The sequence below is a fragment of the Pseudomonas triticicola genome, assembly GCF_019145375.1.
Taxonomy (GTDB): Bacteria; Pseudomonadota; Gammaproteobacteria; order Pseudomonadales; family Pseudomonadaceae; genus Aquipseudomonas; species Aquipseudomonas triticicola.
Genome location: NZ_JAHSTX010000001.1, coordinates 4,197,545 through 4,218,300, shown reverse-complemented (window position 1 = coordinate 4,218,300; position 20,756 = coordinate 4,197,545). Strand labels below are relative to the sequence as shown.

The 20,756-nt window shown below is 61.5% G+C and carries 16 protein-coding genes; 15 read left to right on the top strand and 1 reads right to left on the bottom strand.

Annotated features, from left to right (window positions below):
* The first annotated feature begins 9 nt into the window (after nt 1–9).
* From hutC to mdoH, 15 genes are all read left to right on the top strand, one after another.
* Entirely contained in the window at nt 10–720 is a 711-nt protein-coding gene (hutC, locus tag KVG85_RS18570; RefSeq protein ID WP_162999786.1) for a histidine utilization transcriptional repressor HutC, read from the top strand.
* Nucleotides 717–1,289: a HutD/Ves family protein gene (locus KVG85_RS18565; protein WP_071174123.1), complete on the top strand. Its 573-nt coding sequence runs from the start codon at nt 717–719 to the stop codon at nt 1,287–1,289. Before hutC ends, KVG85_RS18565 begins: the two co-directional genes overlap by 4 nt.
* Nucleotides 1,290–1,761: 472 nt before the next feature.
* Nucleotides 1,762–3,450 carry a urocanate hydratase gene (gene hutU / locus KVG85_RS18560; RefSeq protein WP_217864603.1) on the top strand — a complete coding sequence of 563 codons (1,689 nt, stop codon included), beginning with the start codon at nt 1,762–1,764 and terminating at the stop codon, nt 3,448–3,450.
* Nucleotides 3,451–3,597: 147 nt separating this feature from the next.
* The gene (locus KVG85_RS18555; protein ID WP_217864602.1) at nt 3,598–5,070 is read left to right on the top strand and encodes a purine-cytosine permease family protein; all 1,473 of its coding nucleotides are present in this window, start codon (nt 3,598–3,600) and stop codon (nt 5,068–5,070) included.
* A gap of 71 nt (nt 5,071–5,141) precedes the next feature.
* On the top strand, nt 5,142–6,110 hold the full coding sequence (locus tag KVG85_RS18550; RefSeq protein WP_071174126.1) for an ABC transporter substrate-binding protein: 969 nt from the start codon (nt 5,142–5,144) through the stop codon (nt 6,108–6,110).
* A gap of 68 nt (nt 6,111–6,178) precedes the next feature.
* Nucleotides 6,179–7,030 carry an ABC transporter permease gene (locus KVG85_RS18545; RefSeq protein WP_217864601.1) on the top strand — a complete coding sequence of 284 codons (852 nt, stop codon included), beginning with the start codon at nt 6,179–6,181 and terminating at the stop codon, nt 7,028–7,030.
* A complete protein-coding gene (locus tag KVG85_RS18540; protein WP_042608737.1) occupies nt 7,027–7,857 on the top strand; it encodes a quaternary amine ABC transporter ATP-binding protein in 831 nt (276 codons plus the stop codon). The genes KVG85_RS18545 and KVG85_RS18540 overlap by 4 nt, the downstream gene beginning before the upstream one ends.
* Nucleotides 7,858–7,990: 133 nt before the next feature.
* Nucleotides 7,991–9,514: a histidine ammonia-lyase gene (gene hutH / locus KVG85_RS18535; RefSeq protein WP_217864600.1), complete on the top strand. Its 1,524-nt coding sequence runs from the start codon at nt 7,991–7,993 to the stop codon at nt 9,512–9,514.
* A 116-nt stretch (nt 9,515–9,630) separates the two neighbouring features.
* A complete protein-coding gene (hutH, locus tag KVG85_RS18530; RefSeq protein WP_217864599.1) occupies nt 9,631–11,163 on the top strand; it encodes a histidine ammonia-lyase in 1,533 nt (510 codons plus the stop codon).
* Between the two features lie 244 nt (nt 11,164–11,407).
* Nucleotides 11,408–12,613, top strand: a complete 1,206-nt coding sequence (gene hutI, locus KVG85_RS18525) for an imidazolonepropionase (RefSeq protein WP_217864598.1) — start codon at nt 11,408–11,410, stop codon at nt 12,611–12,613.
* Nucleotides 12,614–12,623: 10 nt separating this feature from the next.
* Nucleotides 12,624–13,427 carry an N-formylglutamate deformylase gene (gene hutG / locus KVG85_RS18520; RefSeq protein WP_217864597.1) on the top strand — a complete coding sequence of 268 codons (804 nt, stop codon included), beginning with the start codon at nt 12,624–12,626 and terminating at the stop codon, nt 13,425–13,427.
* A 242-nt stretch (nt 13,428–13,669) separates the two neighbouring features.
* Entirely contained in the window at nt 13,670–14,641 is a 972-nt protein-coding gene (pip, locus tag KVG85_RS18515) for a prolyl aminopeptidase (protein ID WP_073471584.1), read from the top strand.
* The gene (gene dtd / locus KVG85_RS18510) at nt 14,638–15,075 is read left to right on the top strand and encodes a D-aminoacyl-tRNA deacylase (RefSeq protein ID WP_217864596.1); all 438 of its coding nucleotides are present in this window, start codon (nt 14,638–14,640) and stop codon (nt 15,073–15,075) included. Before pip ends, dtd begins: the two co-directional genes overlap by 4 nt.
* Nucleotides 15,076–15,425: 350 nt before the next feature.
* Nucleotides 15,426–17,207: a glucan biosynthesis protein G gene (locus tag KVG85_RS18505; protein WP_225926694.1), complete on the top strand. Its 1,782-nt coding sequence runs from the start codon at nt 15,426–15,428 to the stop codon at nt 17,205–17,207.
* Nucleotides 17,200–19,770, top strand: coding sequence for a glucans biosynthesis glucosyltransferase MdoH (mdoH, locus tag KVG85_RS18500; RefSeq protein ID WP_024011251.1), 2,571 nt, complete (start codon nt 17,200–17,202; stop codon nt 19,768–19,770). The genes KVG85_RS18505 and mdoH overlap by 8 nt, the downstream gene beginning before the upstream one ends.
* Before the next feature lie 250 nt (nt 19,771–20,020).
* Here mdoH and KVG85_RS26365 read toward each other — a convergent pair whose 3' ends face one another.
* Complete coding sequence (locus KVG85_RS26365) at nt 20,021–20,734, bottom strand: methyl-accepting chemotaxis protein (protein ID WP_371262571.1); 714 nt, start codon at nt 20,732–20,734, stop codon at nt 20,021–20,023.
* Nucleotides 20,735–20,756 lie beyond the last annotated feature (22 nt).

The following is a 20,756-nucleotide window of genomic DNA, read 5'->3' as shown; positions in this document are numbered from 1 at the left end:
GCCGCGAACATGGGCGACAGTCCGGCGCCTTTGTACGCCCGCGTCAAACAGATGATCACCCAGCAGATCGACAGCGGTAACTGGCCGCCGCACTACCGCGTGCCGTCCGAAAGCGAACTGGTCAGCCAGCTTGGCTTCAGCCGCATGACCATCAACCGCGCCCTGCGCGAGATGACCGCCGATGGCTTGCTGGTGCGCATGCAAGGCGTGGGCACGTTTGTCGCCGAACCGAAGAGCCAGTCCGCGCTGTTCGAAGTGCACAACATTGCCGACGAAATCGCCTCGCGCGGCCATCGCCACACCTGCCAGGTCATCACCCTCGAAGAAGAAGCTGCCGGCTCCGAACGCGCGCTGGCGCTGGACATGCGCGAAGGTCAGAAGGTCTTCCACTCGCTGATCGTGCATTACGAAAACGGCATTCCGGTGCAAATCGAAGACCGTTTCGTCAACGCCCTGGTCGCGCCGGAATACCTCAAGCAGGATTTCACCCTGCAAACGCCTTATGCCTATCTCAACCAGGTCGCGCCGCTGACCGAGGGCGAGCACGTGGTCGAAGCGATTCTTGCCGAGCCGTCGGAGTGCAAGTTGCTGCAGATCGAAAAGGGCGAGCCGTGCTTGCTGATTCGTCGGCGAACCTGGTCGGGGCGTCAACCAGTGACGGCGGCGCGTTTGATCCACCCGGGCTCGCGTCATCGTCTGGAAGGGCGCTTTCATAAATGAATTATCAAGTGAAGGTTCTACGCGCTGAAGGCTACCCGCGCATGCCGTGGAAAAACGGCGGCGGCAGCACCGAGGAAATCACCCGCGATGCTGGCGCTGGCCTGGACGGTTTCGGCTGGCGTCTGTCGATTGCCGACATCACCGAATCGGGCGGTTTCTCGACATTCGCCGGTTACCAGCGAGTCATCACCGTGTTGCAGGGCGACGGCATGACCTTGTGCGTCGACGGTGACGATACCCGGCCATTGTTACCCCTGGACCCGTTTGCTTTCAGCGGCGAAAGCCAAGTGTCCTGCACCTTGCTCGGCGGTGCGATTCGCGACTTCAATCTGATCTACGCGCCGCAACGTTACAGCGCGCGGTTGCAGTGGCTGGACGGTGAGCAGCGGTTTTTCAGCTCGGCATCGACGCTGCTGGTGTTCAGTGTCAGTGAGCTGATGGACGTGCGTGTTGGCGACGGCGTTTCGCAGCTCGGTCGGCATGATTGCCTGCAACTGGACGGCAACAGTGGGCTGGTCGAAGTCTCCACCAACGCGGCATGCTGCGTGATCGAACTCCCCCAGAATTGAACACACCCTGTGGCGAGGGGATTTATCCCCGCTGGGTCGCGAAGCGGCCCCATTCCTGATTAAAAAAGCGGTCTGCTGCGCAGCCCAGCGGGGATAAATCCCCTCGCCACAAGCCATCCTCACTCTTGTTTCCCTCCACGCACCAACTTGTTACCGAACGCCCCAGCGTGGCGCAAAACCACGTTCGCTTGGCCATGTCGCGCCTCCTCGCAATATCCTCGAAGAAAATTTCATCCACGCCAGAACCCTTGTCTCAGAAGCTCTCCAGCCTCGTCCGCAATTTTCCTTGAACACTCCACCAACAAGTTGGCCGCTTGATTGCATATGCTTGTATGTACAAGTAAAGACGTATGCGTATGAGTCGGTCGAGACTCTCCGCAGCGTCCACTGATTCGCTTGTCGCGCAGCACGGCGCGCAGGCTGCTGCCCACTACCAGGGTTGGTTTGAATTGATCGCTGAGGAGTCTTTTTCGTGACTGACAATACCCAGAACAGCAACAAGTTTCGTGACGTGCAGATCCGCGCCGCACGCGGTAACACGCTGACCGCCAAGAGCTGGCTGACCGAAGCGCCGCTGCGCATGTTGATGAACAACCTCGACCCGGAAGTTGCCGAAAATCCGAAAGAACTGGTGGTCTACGGTGGCATCGGTCGCGCCGCGCGCAACTGGGAGTGCTACGACAAGATCGTCGATAGCCTGACCAACCTGAATGACGACGAAACCCTGCTGGTGCAATCGGGCAAGCCGGTCGGCGTATTCAAGACTCATAGCAACGCGCCGCGCGTGCTGATCGCCAACTCCAACCTGGTGCCGCACTGGGCGAGCTGGGAACACTTCAACGAACTCGACGCCAAAGGCCTGGCCATGTACGGCCAGATGACCGCCGGCAGCTGGATCTACATCGGCAGCCAGGGCATCGTTCAGGGCACCTACGAAACTTTCGTCGAGGCCGGGCGCCAGCATTACAACGCCGACCTCAAGGGGCGCTGGGTGCTCACCGCCGGCCTCGGTGGTATGGGCGGCGCACAACCGCTGGCCGCCACCCTGGCCGGCGCCTGCTCGCTGAACATCGAATGCCAGCAGGTCAGCATCGATTTCCGCCTGAAAAGCCGTTACGTCGATGAGCAAGCCAAAGACCTCGACGACGCTCTGGCGCGGATCGACAAATACACCAAAGAAGGCAAAGCGATTTCCATCGCCCTGCTCGGCAACGCGGCGGAAATCCTGCCGGAACTGGTCAAGCGCGGCGTGCGCCCGGACATGGTCACCGACCAGACCAGCGCCCACGATCCGCTCAACGGCTATCTGCCGGCTGGCTGGAGCTGGGACGAATACCGCGCCCGCGCCAAGACCGAACCAGCCGCTGTGATCAAGGCTGCCAAGCAGTCGATGGCGGTGCATGTGAAAGCCATGCTGGAGTTCCAGAAGCAAGGCATCCCGACCTTCGACTACGGCAACAACATCCGCCAGATGGCTCAGGAAGAAGGCGTCGAAAACGCTTTCGATTTCCCGGGCTTCGTGCCGGCCTACATCCGTCCGCTGTTCTGCCGTGGCATCGGCCCGTTCCGTTGGGCGGCGCTGTCGGGTGATCCACAGGACATCTACAAAACCGACGCCAAGGTCAAAGAGCTGATCCCCGACGACGCGCATTTGCACAACTGGCTGGACATGGCCCGCGAGCGCATCAGCTTCCAGGGTCTGCCGGCGCGTATCTGCTGGGTCGGTCTGGGCCAGCGCGCCAAGCTCGGCTTGGCCTTCAACGAAATGGTCCGTAGCGGCGAGCTGTCGGCCCCCGTGGTGATCGGCCGCGACCACCTCGACTCCGGCTCGGTCGCCAGTCCCAACCGCGAAACCGAATCGATGCAGGACGGTTCCGACGCCGTCTCCGACTGGCCGCTGCTCAACGCACTGCTGAACACCGCCAGCGGCGCGACCTGGGTGTCGCTGCACCACGGCGGCGGCGTCGGCATGGGCTTCTCGCAGCATTCGGGGATGGTGATCGTCTGCGACGGTACCGATGAGGCTGCCGAGCGCATCGCTCGCGTGCTGCACAACGACCCGGCTACCGGCGTCATGCGCCATGCCGATGCCGGTTACCAGATCGCCATCGACTGCGCGAAAGAGCAGGGGCTGAATCTGCCGATGGTCACTGGCGGGTAACACGCTCTGGTTTATGTGGGAGCGAGCCTGCTCGCGAAGGCGTCGTGTCAGTCGCTACTGCTGTGCCTGATACACCGATTCGCGAGCAGGCTCGCTCCCACAGAGGAATTTCAGTGAACCCGAATAGCAATCCACAGAGGTTGAATCATGGCGGTTAACAACGAACGTGCAGGCAGTACTCCGTTGATCGAAAGGCGTTCGATCGACTACATCCCGGAAGCGGAAAGACACGGTCGTCTGTTCAGCCAGTTCACCCTGTGGATGGGCGCCAACCTGCAGATCACCGCGATCGTCACCGGGGCCTTGGCGGTGGTGCTTGGCGGTGATGTGTTCTGGTCGTTGATCGGTCTTTTGATCGGCCAACTGCTCGGCGGTGGCGTGATGGCGCTGCATGCCGCGCAAGGGCCGAAACTGGGCCTGCCGCAGATGATCTCCAGTCGCGTGCAGTTCGGCGTTTATGGCGCGGCGATTCCGATCGTCCTGGTGTGCCTGATGTACCTCGGCTTCACCGCCACCGGGACGGTGCTGTCCGGGCAGGCGCTGGGGCAGCTGTTCAACGTCAGCGACAGCGTTGGCATTCTGATTTTCGCCAGTGTCATCGTGCTGGTTACGGTGCTTGGCTACCGAGTGATCCACTGGATCGGCCGCGTCGCCAGCGTGGTTGGCGTGATCGCTTTTGTGTTCCTGTTCTGGCGGCTGATGAGCCAGACCGACGTCGGCGCACTTCTGCAGATACGTCATTTCAGCTGGAGCAGTTTCCTCCTGGCGGTGTCGCTGGCGGCGTCCTGGCAGATCGCTTTCGGCCCGTATGTAGCGGACTACTCGCGTTACCTGCCGAGCGCCACTTCATCGGTGAAAACTTTTTTCGCCGCTGGCGCAGGTTCGGTGATTGGCGCCCAAGTGGCGATGATCCTTGGTGTGTTTGCCGCCGCTTCGGCCGATGGTCAATTCGCCGGTCACGAAGTCGCTTACATCGTTGGTTTAGGCGGCACCGGCGCCACCGCCGCGCTGCTGTATTTCAGCATCGCGTTCGGCAAAGTGACCATCTCGACGCTGAACTCCTACGGCAGCTTCATGTGCATCGCCACCATCATCAGTGGCTTCAAAGGACACCTGACGGTTACCCGCATGCAGCGCCTGGTGTTCGTGCTGTTCATCGTCGGCGCGGCAACCCTGATTGCCCTGCTCGGACAGCACTCGTTCCTCGGTGCGTTCAAGTCGTTCATCCTGTTTCTGCTCGCCTTCTTCACCCCGTGGAGCGCGATCAATCTGGTCGACTACTACTGCATCACCCGCGAGCGCTATGACGTGCCGGCACTGGCCGATCCGGACGGTCGCTACGGCCGCTGGAACCTGCTCGGTATCAGTGTCTATGTGTTCGGCGTGCTGGTGCAGTTGCCATTCATCTCGACCAAGTTCTACACCGGCCCACTGGTGGCCGCCCTCGGTGATGTCGACATTTCCTGGATCATCGGTTTGGTTCTGCCGGCCGCCGTCTATTACTTCTGCGCAAAGAAATGGCACAGCGCAGTGCCCGATCGCCTGATTCTGCCGGTCGAGCCGAACAGCACCCAACAAGCAAAAACGAGCGGGGCCGGTCGCGCTGCGGCGCAGGCCTGATCTGGACGTGGACCAGGCTGGATGCCTCTTGAACTGCCGTAAGCCCATTCATGATTAGGAGCGTCACGACAATGAAATCGAACAAGACCCTGCTGACCACATTGCTGTCCATGGGCCTGTTGGCCAGTGCCGGTGCGACGCAAGCCGCCGGCTGGTGCGAATCGGGCAAACCGGTGAAATTCGCCGGGCTGAACTGGGAAAGCGGCATGCTCCTGACCGACGTGCTGCAAGTGGTGCTGGAGAAAGGTTACGGCTGCAAGACCGACAGCTTGCCGGGCAATTCCATCACCATGGAAAACGCCCTGAGCAGCAACGATATTCAAGTGTTTGCCGAAGAGTGGGTCGGCCGCAGCGAGGTCTGGAACAAGGCCGAGAAGGCCGGCAAGGTCGTTGGCGTCGGTGCACCGGTGGTGGGCGCTGTCGAAGGCTGGTACGTGCCGCGTTACGTGATCGAAGGCGACGCCAAGCGCAAGCTCGAGGCGAAAGCCCCGGACCTGAAAAACATCGCTGACCTGGGCAAGTATTCCGCCGTGTTCAAGGATGCCGAAGAGCCGTCCAAGGGCCGCTTCTATAACTGCCCGGCCGGCTGGACCTGCGAGCTCGACAACAGCGAAATGCTCAAGAGCTACGGCCTGGAAAACAGCTACACCAACTTCCGCCCAGGCACAGGACCTGCGCTGGATGCGGCGGTGCTGTCGAGCTACAAGCGTGGCGAGCCGATCCTCTTCTACTACTGGTCGCCAACGCCGCTGATGGGCCAGATCGATGCAGTCAAACTGGAAGAGAAACCCGGCGTCGACAAGACCGTGAGCATCAAGGTCGGCCTGTCGAAAACCTTCCACGACGAAGCCCCGGAACTGGTCGCCGTGCTGGAAAAGGTCAACCTGCCGATCGACCTGCTCAATCAGAACCTCGGGCGCATGGCCAAGGAACGTATCGAGTCGGCAAAACTGGCGAAAATCTTCCTCAAGGAACATCCTGAAGTCTGGCACGCATGGGTGAGCGACGACGCAGCCAAGAAAATCGACGCGGCCTTGTAGGTCAGGCTTCCCGGCTGCCAGCCATGGCAGCCGGACGCTTGATCGCAACCCTTGATTGAGAGTCCCTTATGTTTCCCGAAAGCTTTACCTTTTCCATCGCCGACTGGGTCAACGGTTGGGTCGATTCGCTGGTGACCAATTACGGCGACGTGTTCCGGCAAATCTCCGACACGCTGCTGTGGGCCATCGTCAGTCTCGAAGGTCTGCTGCGTGCGGCGCCGTGGTGGTTGATGCTGGCAATCGTCGGTGTCATCGCCTGGCACGCCACGCGCAAAGTCGTCACCACCGCCGTGATTGTCGGCTTGCTGTTTCTGGTGGGTGCGGTTGGCCTCTGGGACAAGCTCATGCAGACCCTGGCGCTGATGATGGTCGCGACGATCATTTCGGTGCTGATCGGCATCCCGCTGGGGATCCTCTCGGCGCGCAGCAATCGCCTGCGTTCGGTGCTGATGCCGCTGCTCGACATCATGCAGACCATGCCGAGTTTCGTGTACCTGATTCCGGTGCTGATGCTGTTCGGCCTGGGCAAGGTGCCGGCGATTTTCGCCACGGTGATCTACGCCGCGCCGCCGCTGATTCGCCTGACCGATCTGGGCATTCGCCAGGTCGACGGCGAAGTCATGGAGGCGATCAACGCCTTCGGCGCCAACCGCTGGCAGCAACTGTTCGGCGTGCAACTGCCGCTGGCGCTGCCGAGCATCATGGCCGGGATCAACCAGACCACGATGATGGCCCTGTCGATGGTGGTGATCGCCTCGATGATCGGTGCCCGTGGCCTCGGTGAAGACGTACTGGTGGGGATTCAGACCCTCAACGTCGGCCGGGGTCTCGAAGCCGGGCTGGCGATCGTGATTCTCGCTGTGGTCATCGACCGCATCACTCAAGCGTACGGTCGGCCACGCCATGAGGTGAGCAAATGAGCAATGCAAGCGTGAGCAAGATCGAAGTACGCAACGTCTTCAAGATTTTCGGCAACCGCGCCAAGGACGCGCTGGCCATGGTCGGCCAGGGCAAGAGCAAGGATCAGGTGCTCAACGAAACCGGTTGCGTGGTCGGCGTGAACGACTTGTCGCTGAGCATCGGCACCGGCGAAATCTTTGTGATCATGGGCCTGTCCGGCTCGGGCAAATCCACCCTGGTACGGCACTTCAATCGCCTGATCGATCCCACCAGTGGGGCGATTCTGGTCGATGGCGAGGACATCCTGCAGTACGACATGGAGGCCCTGCGCGAATTTCGTCGACACAAGATCAGCATGGTGTTCCAGAGCTTCGGCCTGCTGCCGCACAAGACCGTACTCGATAACGTCGCCTACGGTCTGAAAGTGCGCGGCGAGAGCAAGCAGGTCTGCGCCGAACGCGCGCTGCACTGGATCAACACCGTCGGCCTCAAAGGCTACGAAAACAAATACCCGCACCAGCTCTCCGGCGGCATGCGTCAGCGCGTCGGCCTCGCCCGTGCGTTGGCGGCGGACACCGACATCATCCTGATGGACGAAGCATTCAGTGCGCTGGATCCGCTGATCCGCGCCGAGATGCAGGACCAGTTGCTGGAACTGCAAAAGACCCTGCACAAAACCATCGTCTTCATCACCCACGACCTCGACGAAGCCGTGCGCATCGGCAATCGCATCGCGATTCTCAAGGATGGCCGGTTGATCCAGGTGGGTACGCCAAGAGAGATCCTGCATTCGCCGGCCGATGAGTATGTCGACCGGTTCGTGCAGCGGCGCGCGGCGGTGGTCTAGGTAGATTTGTGTTGGCTGGGCTGGCCTCTTCGCGAGCAGGCTCGCTCCCACCCTGGAATGCGGTCCCCTGTGGGAGCGAGCCTGCTCGCGAAGGCGGCGGTGAAGCTGCATCGATATTTGGATGAGGTTAAAGATGTCCCAGGCTGAAAAAATCGTTATCACAGGCAGCCCTCTGCGTTGGCAGGACGTGGTCGCTGTCGCCCGTCACGGTGCGCCGCTGGAACTGTCCAGCGACACATGGGCGCGCATCGACAATGCTCAGGCCATCGTTCAGCGCATCGTCGCCAGCGGCGAGCGCGCCTATGGCGTCAACACCGGTCTGGGCGGTCTGTCCAACGTCTCGCTGCAGGACGAACAGCTCAGCCAACTCTCGCGCAACACCTTGCTCAGCCATGCCTGCGGTGTCGGCCCGGTGCTTAGCGACGAGCAGACCCGCGCAATCATCTGCGCCGCGATCCACAACTACAGCCACGGCAAGTCCGGCCTGCATCGGCGTGTGGTCGAAGGGCTGCTGGCGCTGCTCAATCGCGGCATCACTCCGCAAGTGCCGTCGCAAGGTTCGGTGGGCTACCTGACGCACATGGCGCACATCGGCATCGCGCTGCTCGGCGTTGGCAATGTCAGTTATCGCGGGCAGATCATTTCGGCGCAACAGGCGCTGGCCGAAGAGGGCCTGCAACCTGTGCAGCTCGGCGCGAAGGATGGCTTGTGTCTGGTCAACGGCACGCCGTGCATGACCGGCCTCAGTTGTCTGGCGATTGCCGACGCTACGCGGCTGTTGCAATGGGCCGATGTCATTGGTGCGATGAGTTTCGAAGCCCAGCGCGGTCAGATCGATGCGTTCGATGCCGAGATCATTGCGCTCAAGCCGCATCCGGGCATGCAGCAGGTCGGCAACAACCTGCGCGCCTTGCTCGATGGCAGCGAAGTGATCGCTGCGAGCAAAGGCATTCGCACTCAGGATGCGCTGAGCATTCGTTCGATCCCGCAGGTCCACGGCGCCGCCCGTGATCAACTGAAGCATGCGATCAAACAGGTCGAAGCCGAACTCAACGGCTGCACCGACAACCCGTTACTGCTCGGCACACCGGACAATTTCCGGGTGATGTCGCAGGCCAACCCCCACGGTCAATCCGTGGCGATGGCGGCGGATCTGCTGGCGATTGCCATGGCCGAAATCGGCTCGATTGCCGAGCGTCGTCTCGATCGTCTGGTCAACCCGCACGTCAGCGGTCTGCCGGCGTTTCTGGTGGCCAATCCCGGGGTCAACTCGGGGATGATGATCGTGCAATATGTCGCCGCCTCGCTGTGTGCGGAAAACCGTCAATTGGCGCAACCGGCGGTACTCGACAACTACATCACCTCGGGCCTGCAGGAAGATCACCTGAGCATGGGCACCAACGCCGCGCTGAAGCTGCACCGCGCGCTGGAAAACTGCACGCAGATCCTCGCGATTGAATATTTGCTGGCGGCGCAGGCGTTTGAATTCCTCAAGGAACAGCGCTTTGGCGTGGGCACTGACCGCGCGTGGAAACTGCTGCGCGAAACGGTCCCGGCCTACGATCAGGATCGCTGGCTGGCGCCGGACATCGCTGCCGCTGCGACTGTATTGAAAGACCCGAATCTGCCGCACAACCTTTTACCGAATTTGCACTGACAACTACCCATACCAGCGTGCCAAGGCGTGGATCGTTCACAAGACGAGAAGCGACGGATAACGGAATGCTCCGGAGCGACTGGTAGTTAATAACAATGCCTGACAGGAGCATTTTAATGACTGCGCTGAATCTGATCCCCGGCCAACTGAGCCTGGCCCAACTGCGTGACGTCTACCAGAACCCGGTCACACTGACCCTCGATAACAGCGCCAGCGCGCAGATCGAAGCCAGCGTTGCCTGCGTCGAGCAGATCCTCGCCGAGAACCGCACCGCCTACGGCATCAACACCGGTTTCGGCCTGCTGGCCTCGACGCGCATCGCCAGTGAAGACCTGGAAAACCTGCAGCGTTCGCTGGTGCTTTCGCACGCGGCCGGGGTCGGCCAGCCGATCAGCGATGAGCTGGTGCGACTGATCATGGTGCTCAAGGTCAACAGCCTCAGTCGCGGTTTCTCCGGGATCCGTCGGCAGGTGATCGATGCGCTGATCGCGCTGATCAATGCCGAGGTCTATCCGCACATTCCGCTGAAAGGTTCGGTCGGTGCGTCGGGGGATCTGGCGCCGTTGGCGCACATGTCGCTGGTGCTGCTGGGCGAGGGCAAGGCGCGCTACAAGGGCGAATGGCTTGAAGCCACCGAAGCACTGAAAGTCGCCGGCCTGGCGCCGCTGACGTTAGCGGCTAAAGAAGGTCTGGCGCTGCTCAACGGTACCCAGGTTTCCACAGCCTTTGCGCTGCGCGGTTTGTTCGAAGGCGAGGATCTGTTTGCCGGTGCAGTGGCGCTGGGCAGTCTTACTGTTGAAGCCGTGCTGGGTTCGCGCTCGCCGTTCGACGCGCGCATTCACGCTGCACGTGGGCAGAAAGGGCAGATCGACGCCGCTGCGGCTTATCGCGATCTGCTCGGTGAGCGCAGCGAAGTCTCCGCCTCGCACCAGAATTGCGACAAGGTTCAGGACCCGTATTCGCTGCGCTGCCAGCCGCAAGTCATGGGCGCCTGCCTGACCCAGTTCCGCCAGGCCGCTGAAGTGCTGGCGGTGGAAGCCAACGCAGTTTCCGACAACCCGCTGGTATTCGCCGCCGAAGGCGACGTGATTTCCGGCGGCAACTTCCACGCCGAACCAGTGGCCATGGCCGCTGACAACATGGCCCTGGCCATCGCTGAAATCGGCTCGCTGAGCGAGCGGCGCATCTCGCTGATGATGGACAAGCACATGTCGCAACTGCCGCCGTTCCTGGTGGCCAATGGCGGAGTGAACTCCGGTTTCATGATCGCCCAGGTCACCGCTGCGGCGTTGGCCAGCGAAAACAAGGCGCTGTCCCATCCACATTCGGTGGACAGCCTGCCGACCTCGGCCAACCAGGAAGATCACGTATCGATGGCCCCGGCGGCGGGCAAGCGTCTGTGGGAAATGGCCGAGAACACTCGCGGCATTCTCGCTGTGGAATGGCTGGCGGCGGTGCAGGGGCTGGATCTGCGCAACGGCCTGAAGACCTCGCCGAAGCTGGAACAGGCACGGGCGATTTTGCGCAAGGAAGTGCCGTTCTATGAAAAGGACCGCTTCTTTGCGCCGGACATCAATGCGGCGACGCAATTGCTGGCGTCGCGGTGCTTGACCGAGCTTGTTGCTGGGCAGTTGTTGCCTAGTTTGTAAGCGCTTTACGGGGAGATTTGTATGGTTAGTGAAATCGATCCCCCTCACCCCAGCCCTCTCCCCCAAGGGGGAGAGGGGGAAGGGAGCCGATCTTCATTGTTTTCGCAACGTGAGTTCGGCTGAGAAATTTCAGGTCGGCATATCTCGACAGAACAACACGGTCAGTCCCCTCTCCCTTTGGGAGAGGGCTAGGGTGAGGGGCTTTTGAGGCTGCTCACCATACAAACCCAAACGGAGGCCAACAGTGAAAACCCTCTGGCAACACTGCCACGTCGCAACCATGGCCAACGGCGCCTATTCGATCATCGAGGATGCCGCGATCGTGACGTCCGGCACGCTGATCGAGTGGCTCGGCCCACGCACTCAATTGCCGTCCGGCGAATACCCGGCGGTCAATGATTTGCAGGGTGCGTGGGTCACCCCCGGTCTGATCGACTGCCACACCCACACCGTGTTCGGCGGCAACCGCAGCGGCGAATTCGAGCAGCGTCTGCAAGGCGTCAGCTATGCCGAGATCGCCGCGCAGGGCGGCGGCATCGCCAGCACCGTGCGCGCCACTCGCGAAGCCACTGAGGACGAGCTGTTCGCCAGCGCCGCCAAACGCCTGAAAAGCCTGATGCGCGACGGCGTGACCACGGTGGAAATGAAATCCGGCTACGGTCTCGATCTGGCCAACGAGCGCAAGCTGCTGCGGGTCATCCGGCGCTTGGCCGAAGAGCTGCCGATAAGTGTGCGCAGCACTTGCCTGGCGGCGCACGCGTTGCCGCCGGAGTACAAGGATCGCGCCGACGATTACATCGATCTGGTCTGCAAGCAAATGCTCCCGGCCCTCGCTGCCGAGGGTCTGATCGACGCTGTGGATGCGTTCTGCGAATACCTGGCGTTTTCGCCGGAGCAGGTCGAGCGGGTCTTCGTCGCCGCGCAACAACTCGGTCTGCCGGTAAAGCTGCATGCCGAGCAATTGTCCTCGCTGCACGGCTCCAGCCTCGCCGCGCGCTACAAAGCCTTGTCCGCCGATCATCTGGAATTCATGGACGAAGACGATGCCATCGCCATGGCCGCCGCCGACACCGTCGCAGTCCTGCTGCCCGGCGCGTTCTACTTCCTGCGCGAAACCCAATTGCCGCCGATGGACGCGCTGCGCAAACACAAGGTGAAAATCGCCATCGCCAGCGACCTCAACCCCGGCACCTCGCCTGCGCTGTCGTTGCGCCTGATGCTGAACATGGCCTGCACCTGTTTCCGCATGACCCCGGAAGAAGCTCTGGCCGGGGCGACCATCCATGCCGCGCAGGCGCTGGGCATGGCGCTTACCCATGGCTCGCTGGAGGTTGGCAAGGTCGCCGATTTCGTGGCGTGGGACATCGAGCGTCCGGCGGATCTGGCCTATTGGCTCGGTGGCGATCTGGACAAGCGCGTCGTGCGTCACGGCGTCGAATCGAATTTCTAGGAGGGCGGTTGTGGACAAGGTTCTGAGTTTCAAACAAGGTCACGTGCCGCTGCTGATCAGCATGCCCCACGCCGGCGTGCGTCTGACCCCAACGGTCGAGGCCGGGCTGATCCCCGCGGCGAAAAGCCTGCCGGACACCGACTGGCATATCCCGCAGCTCTACGATTTTGCCGAGGAACTGGGCGCCAGCACCCTGGCGGCTGAGTATTCGCGCTTCGTCATCGACCTCAACCGGCCGTCCGACGACAAGCCGTTGTATGCCGGGGCGACCACCGGGTTGTATCCGGCGACGTTGTTCGACGGTATTCCGTTGTTTCAGCAAGGTCTGGAGCCGTCGAAAGAGGAGCGCGCGACTTACCTGGAGCAGATCTGGACGCCGTATCACCGCACCTTGCAGGAGGAACTGGCGCGATTGAAAGCCGAATTCGGCTACGCGCTGTTGTTCGATGCGCACTCGATCCGCTCGATCATCCCGCATCTGTTCGACGGCAAGTTGCCGGACTTCAACCTCGGCACCTTCAATGGCGCCAGCTGTGATCCGCAATTGGCCAGTCAACTGGAAGCGATCTGCGCGCGGCACGAGCAGTTTACCCACGTGCTCAACGGTCGCTTCAAGGGCGGCCACATCACCCGCCAGTACGGCGACCCGGCGCAGAACATCCACGCCGTGCAGCTGGAACTGTGCCAGTCCACCTACATGGAAGAGTTCGAACCGTTCCGCTACCGCGCCGACCTGGCCGAACCGACGCGGGTGGTGCTCAGGGAATTGCTGCAGGGCTATCTGGCCTGGGCAAAATCTCACTACAGCGCATAACCCCTGTGGGAGCGAGCCTGCTCGCGAAGGCATCCGTTCAGCCGACAACCAGGCTGAATGACACACCGCGTTCGCGAGCAGGCTCGCTCCCACAGGATCGCGTTCAGCCCGTGAGGGTGATGGCTGACAAACGGTGACAGCGCACAGGCATGCTCATTGACGCAAATCGGGTTTATGATGCCCAACGGCAGAATAATACGAGTCCCCCCCAGGGATGACCTCGACCCCTTACGGAGCGCGCAATGCAGACTTTGTTTCCGCAGATCAAACCCCACGCCCGGCACGATCTGGCTGTCGATGACACCCATACGCTGTACGTCGATGAAAGCGGCTCGCCGGAGGGTTTACCGGTGGTGTTCATCCACGGTGGCCCGGGCGCCGGTTGCGATGCCCAGAGCCGGCGCTATTTCGATCCGAATCTGTATCGCATCGTCACCTTCGACCAGCGCGGCTGCGGTCGCTCCACCCCGCACGCGAGCCTGGAAAACAACACCACCTGGGATCTGGTCGAGGATCTCGAGCGCATCCGCAAACATCTGGGCATTGAAAAATGGGTGCTGTTCGGCGGCTCATGGGGTTCGACCCTGGCGCTGGCCTACGCGCAAACCCACCCGGAGCGGGTCCACGGTCTGATTCTGCGCGGGATCTTTCTCTGCCGTCCGCAGGAAATCGAATGGTTCTACCAGGCCGGCGCCAGCCGTCTGTTCCCCGATTACTGGCAGGACTACATCGCGCCGATCCCGCTGGACGAGCGCGACGACCTGCTCAACGCTTTCCACAAACGCCTGACCGGCAACGACCAGATCGCCCAGATGCATGCGGCGAAGGCGTGGTCGACCTGGGAAGGGCGCACCGCGACCCTGCGCCCGAACCCGCTGGTGGTCGATCGTTTCTCCGAGCCGCAACGTGCGCTGTCGATCGCGCGGATCGAATGCCACTACTTCACCAACAATGCCTTCCTTGAACCTAACCAGCTGATTCGCGACATGGGCAAGATCGCTCATCTGCCCGGCGTGATCATTCACGGTCGCTACGACGTGATCTGCCCGCTCGACAACGCCTGGGAATTGCATCAGGCCTGGCCGAACAGTGAATTGCAGGTGATCCGCGACGCCGGCCACGCCGCGTCCGAGCCGGGCATCACCGATGCGCTGGTGCGCGCCGCGAGCAAAATGGCCCAGCGCCTGCTCGACCTGCCGCTCGAAGAAGCATGAAGGCGCTGTTGCAACGCGTACGCGGCGCGCGGGTAGAGGTCGCCGACGAGGTTGTCGGCGCGGTCGATCAAGGTTTGCTGGTGCTGGTGGCGGTAGAACCCGACGACACGCGTACCAGCGCCGACAAACTTCTGCATAAGCTGCTTAACTATCGGGTATTCAGTGACGCCGAGGGCAAGATGAATCTGTCCCTGGCGGATGTGGGTGGCGGGTTGCTGCTGGTCTCTCAGTTCACCCTCGCCGCCGACACCAAAAACGGCCTACGTCCGAGCTTTTCCACGGCCGCACCGCCGGCGCTGGGTGAAGAATTGTTCGACTATTTATTGAGTCAGGCGAAACAGGTGCATGGCACTGTGGCATCAGGTAGATTCGGCGCCGATATGCAGGTGCACCTGGTCAACGATGGCCCGGTAACCTTCCTGTTACAGACCTGACAGTGCCTGAAACATGTTTTTCGGCAATTTCGACTGTTTTTAGGCTGTTTTCGCGATAAATACTTTGTTACCCCTGATGCGTTGTCATCCGGGCTACTAGATAATCGCGCGCTGCGGGGATCGACATTCGTTGATCCGTTTTGACTTAGGTAGAGACTTGTCTGGATCCGATTGGGGAATCATTTTGCCCCGGCGGAGTCGGAACAATGCTCGCCAACTTGGCAAGGGTGCCCTGAAAGGTCGGTTTTTCACTGCCGAAAACCCTAAAGGCACTTCATCTGGCCGTTGGTTTATTGATCTGTTTTCGGCGAGGGTTGCTCGTGATTGTTAGTCCCTGTAATGCAGCAAAAATGTCTGCCAAACGCATGCGAAGTGCTCTGGTAGCGGGTTCGGCGCTCCTGTGCCTGCTCAGCGCCGGTCAGCTTTGGGCGTTCAATCTTGACGACGTATCGGCCAAGGCCAAAGAGCTGGCCGGGCAGAAGTTCGAAGCCCCGCGCAGCAACCTGCCGAACGAATTCCGCGAAATGAAGTTCGCGGACTACCAGAAGATCCGCTTCCTCACCGAAAAGGCTGAGTGGGCCGATCAGAAGACGCCGTTCAAGCTCTCCTTCTATCACCAGGGTATGCACTTCGATACACCGGTGAAAATCAACGAAATCACTGCGAACACCGTCTCGGAGATCAAATACGATCCGAGCCGCTTCGATTTCGGCGATCTGAAATTCGATCCGAAAGCCACCGAACAACTGGGCTATGCCGGTTTCCGTGTGCTGTACCCGATCAACAAGGCCGACAAGCAAGACGAGATCATGACCATGCTCGGCGCGAGTTACTTCCGCGTCGTCGGCAAGGGCCACACCTATGGTCTGTCGGCCCGTGGTCTGGCGATCGATACTGCGCTGCCGTCGGGTGAAGAGTTCCCGCGTTTCCGCGAGTTCTGGATTCAGCAGCCCAAGCCGGGCGACAAGCACCTGGTGATCTTTGCTCTGCTCGACTCGCCGCGTGCCACTGGTGCCTACCGTCTGATCCTGCGTCCGGGCAGCGACACCATCGTCGACGTCAAAGCGCAGATGTTCCTGCGTGACAAGGTTGGCAAACTGGGTATCGCGCCGCTGACCAGCATGTTCCTGTTCGGCGCCAACCAGCCGTCGAAAGTGCTCAACTACCGTCGTGAACTGCACGACTCCAGCGGTCTGTCGATTCATGCCGGCAACGGCGAGTGGATCTGGCGCCCACTGAACAACCCGAAACATTTGGCCGTGAGCAACTTCAGCGTCGAGAACCCGCGTGGTTTCGGTCTGCTGCAGCGTGGTCGTGACTTCAGCCACTACGAAGACCTCGACGACCGCTACGACAAGCGCCCAAGCGCCTGGATCGAGCCGAAGGGCGAGTGGGGCAAGGGCACTGTCGATCTGGTAGAGATTCCGACCGCTGACGAAACCAACGACAACATCGTTGCGTTCTGGAGCCCGGAAAAAATGCCGGAGCCAGGCCAGCCGCTGGACTTCGCCTACCGCATGCACTGGACCATGGACGAAGCAGCACTCCACGCGCCGGACAGCGCCTGGGTGGCACAGACCCTGCGTTCGACCGGTGACGTCAAGCAATCGAACCTGATCCGTCAGCCCGATGGCAGCGTGGCCTATCTGGTCGACTTCGAAGGTCCATCGCTGGCGGCACTGACGCCGGATGCCGACGTGCGCAGTCAGGTCAGCGTCGGTGACAACGCCGAACTGGTCGAGAACAGCGTGCGCTACAACCCGGAAACCAAGGGCTGGCGCCTGACCCTGCGGATGAAGATCAAGGACGCCAGCAAGGCTACCGAGATGCGCGCCGCCCTGGTTCAGCCGGTTGTCACCGCAGATCTGGGCAAATCGGTGCCGGCGTCCAATTCGTCGGTGGCCAAGGCTGACAAGGTTGCCGCCAAGCAACAGGAAAAACTCGACAAGGAAGCCAAGGCCGCCGAAGCCAAACAGGCTGAAGCCAAGCCTGCAGCCGACGCCAAGGACAAGGCCAACAAAGACGCCAAGCAGCCAGTCGCTGCCGACGCGGCCCCAGCCACACCGGAATCGGCGCCGACTGAAGAAGTCCTGACCGAGACCTGGAGCTATCAGTTGCCTGCCGATGAGTAATTCACCAGTACAGCCAGAGACTCTGTCCGAGTATCTGGCGCATCTGCCGATGACCGACGAGCAACGCGCGGAACTCGCGGGTTGCCAGTCGTTCAGCGAGCTGCATGAACGCCTGTCGTCCTCGACATTCGACGCCCCTGCCGAAGCCGCCCAGGCTTCGGTAGGCAAGCGTCTGACCCTGAGCACTGCCGAAGAACTGGCTGAAGCGGAAATGCTGATGCTCGACGCCAGTGGTCGGGTCAGCCTCAAGGCGACCCCGCCGATTCGCCGCACCAAGGTCGTGCCGGAGCCATGGCGCACCAATATCCTGGTGCGTGGCTGGCGCCGTCTGACCGGGCGCACCAACCCGCCGCAGCCGCCGAAGGACGCCAATGTCCTGCCGGCCGCGCGCTGGCGCACCGTCGGTTCGATCCGCCGCTACATTCTGTTGCTGCTGATGCTCGGCCAGACCATCGTTGCCGGCTGGTACATGAAAGGCATCATGCCGTACCAGGGCTGGTCGTTCGTCGATCTGGAAGAAGTCCTGCATCAGCCGCTGCTGCAAACTGCCACGCAAGTGCTGCCGTATGCGCTGCAAACCAGCATCCTGATTCTGTTCGGGATTCTGTTCTGCTGGGTCTCGGCCGGCTTCTGGACCGCGCTGATGGGCTTCCTCGAGTTGCTCACTGGCCACGATAAATACCGTATCTCCGGGAAAAGCGCCGGTAACGAGCCGATTCCCAAAGATGCGCGTACTGCGCTGGTAATGCCGATCTGCAACGAAGACGTGCCGCGTGTATTCGCCGGTCTGCGTGCGACGTTCGAATCGGTAGCGGCCACCGGTGATCTGGATCGCTTCGACTTTTTCGTCCTCAGCGACAGTAACGACACCGATATCTGCGTCGCCGAGCAACAGGCCTGGCTGGATGTCTGCCGCGAGGCCAAGGGCTTCGGCAAGATCTTCTATCGCCGTCGCCGCCGTCGTGTGAAGCGCAAGAGCGGCAACCTCGACGACTTCTGCCGTCGTTGGGGTGGTGACTACAAGTACATGGTCGTGCTCGACGCCGACTCGGTGATGAGCGGCGAGTGCCTGACCAGTCTGGTGCGCCTGATGGAAGCCACGCCGGACGCCGGGATCATCCAGACCGCGCCACGTGCGTCGGGCATGGACACCCTGTATGCGCGGATGCAGCAGTTTGCGACCCGCGTTTACGGCCCGCTGTTTACTGCCGGTCTGCACTTCTGGCAGTTGGGTGAATCCCACTACTGGGGTCACAACGCGATCATCCGCATGAAGCCGTTTATCGATCACTGCGCTTTGGCGCCGTTGCCGGGCAAGGGCGCGTTCTCCGGTGCAATCCTTTCCCACGACTTCGTCGAAGCTGCGCTGATGCGCCGTGCCGGTTGGGGCGTGTGGATTGCCTACGACCTGCCGGGCAGTTACGAAGAGCTGCCGCCGAACCTGCTCGACGAGCTCAAGCGTGACCGTCGCTGGTGCCACGGCAACCTGATGAACTTCCGCCTGTTCCTGGTCAAGGGCATGCACCCGGTGCACCGCGCGGTGTTCCTCACCGGCGTGATGTCTTACCTGTCGGCGCCGTTGTGGTTCTTCTTCCTGGTGTTGTCGACCGCGCTGCTGGCGGTGAACACGCTGATGGAGCCGCAGTACTTCCTCGAACCGCGCCAGCTCTATCCGCTGTGGCCACAATGGCACCCGGACAAGGCCATCGCGCTGTTCTCGACGACCATCGTGCTGCTGTTCCTGCCGAAGCTGTTGAGCATCATCCTGATCTGGGCCAAGGGCGCGAAAGAGTTCGGCGGCAAGTTCAAGGTGACCCTGTCGATGCTGCTGGAGATGCTGTTCTCCATGCTGCTGGCGCCGGTGCGGATGATATTCCACACCCGCTTCGTCCTCGCCGCGTTCCTCGGCTGGGCGGCGACCTGGAACTCGCCGCAGCGTGACGACGACTCGACGCCGTGGAGCGAAGCGGTCAAGCGCCACGGTCCGCAGACGTTGCTCGGCTTCTTGTGGGCGCTGCTGGTGATCTGGCTGAACCCGAGCTTCCTCTGGTGGCTGGTGCCGATTGTCGGTTCGCTGATGCTGTCGATCCCGGTATCGGTGATCTCCAGCCGTGTCGGCCTGGGCCTGAAGACCCGTGACGAGAGCCTGTTCCTCATTCCTGAGGAATACAATCCGCCACAGGCCTTGCTGGCAACCGATCAGTACACCCACGAAAACCGCTATCACGCCCTCAACGACGGCTTCGTCCGCGCCGTGGTCGATCCTCAGCAGAACGCCCTGGCGTGCTCGCTGGCGACCTCGCGTCATGGCCAGGCCGAGCCGATCGAGTGGCTGCGTCAGGAACGTGTGCGTCACGCGATCAAGGTCGGCCCGGCCGGGCTGAACAACCATGATCGCCTGCAACTGCTCAGCGACCCTGTCGCACTGGCACGCCTGCACGAGCAGGTCTGGGCCGAAGGTCACGCTGAGTGGCTGGACGCCTGGCGCGCTTCGGTGAAAGCCGATCCGCATGCGCCGTTGCTGCCGCTGCGACCGGTGAGCCTGCAGGCTCAGCCGGCCTGATGAGAAAACCCCGCTGATTCAGCGGGGTTTTTTTATGTCCGCTGATTTGCGAACAAATCCGGATAAAGCCTAAAACCAGTGCATAGCATCCGTCGCCAAATTGGCGCGCCCGTTACCTACGACGCGCAGACCGCGCCGCTGCCTTCGCGAGCAGGCTCGCTCCCACCTTGGAATGCGTTTCCCTGTGGGAGCGAGCCTGCTCGCGAATGGCATCACCTCGGTTACAGGCGAACCGAGGTTGTGCATCAACTCAGACTTTGAAACGGCCTACCAGCATCTGCAGATGCGTGCCCAGTCGCGCCAGTTCAACGCTGGATGCGGCAGTCTCCTCGCTCGCCGCCGAGGTCTGATCGGACACATCGCGCACGTTCAGCACGCTGCGGTTGATCTCTTCGGCCACGGCGCTCTGCTGCTCGGCAGCGGCGGCGATCTGCTGGTTCATCGCCTGGATCGCCGAGACGGTGCGCGTAATGCTTTCCAGCGAACCACCCGCACGACGGGTCAGTTCGACACTGCTGTCGGTCAGGCTGCGGCTGTTGTCCATGATCGTCGCCACTTGCTGAGTGCCGTTTTGCAGGCCGACGATCAGCTCTTCGATCTCTTCCGTGGACTTCTGCGTGCGTTGGGCGAGGCTGCGCACTTCGTCGGCAACCACGGCGAAACCACGCCCGGCTTCACCGGCACGGGCCGCTTCGATGGCAGCGTTGAGGGCCAGCAGGTTGGTTTGCTGGGCCACAGACTTGATCACATCGAGGACGCTGCCGATCTTGTCGCTTTCGCGCTTGAGTTCGCCCATGGCTTCGGTGGAATGCCCCACCTCGACCGCCAGACGTTCGATCTGGGCGATGGCTTCGCCGACGACCTTGTCACCTTCGCGGGCCTGTTGGTCAGCGGCGACAGCGGCCTCGGAAGCTTCTTCAGCGTTGCGTGCGACTTCCTGCACGGTAGCGGCCATTTCGTTCATGGCGGTGGCGACCTGATCGGTC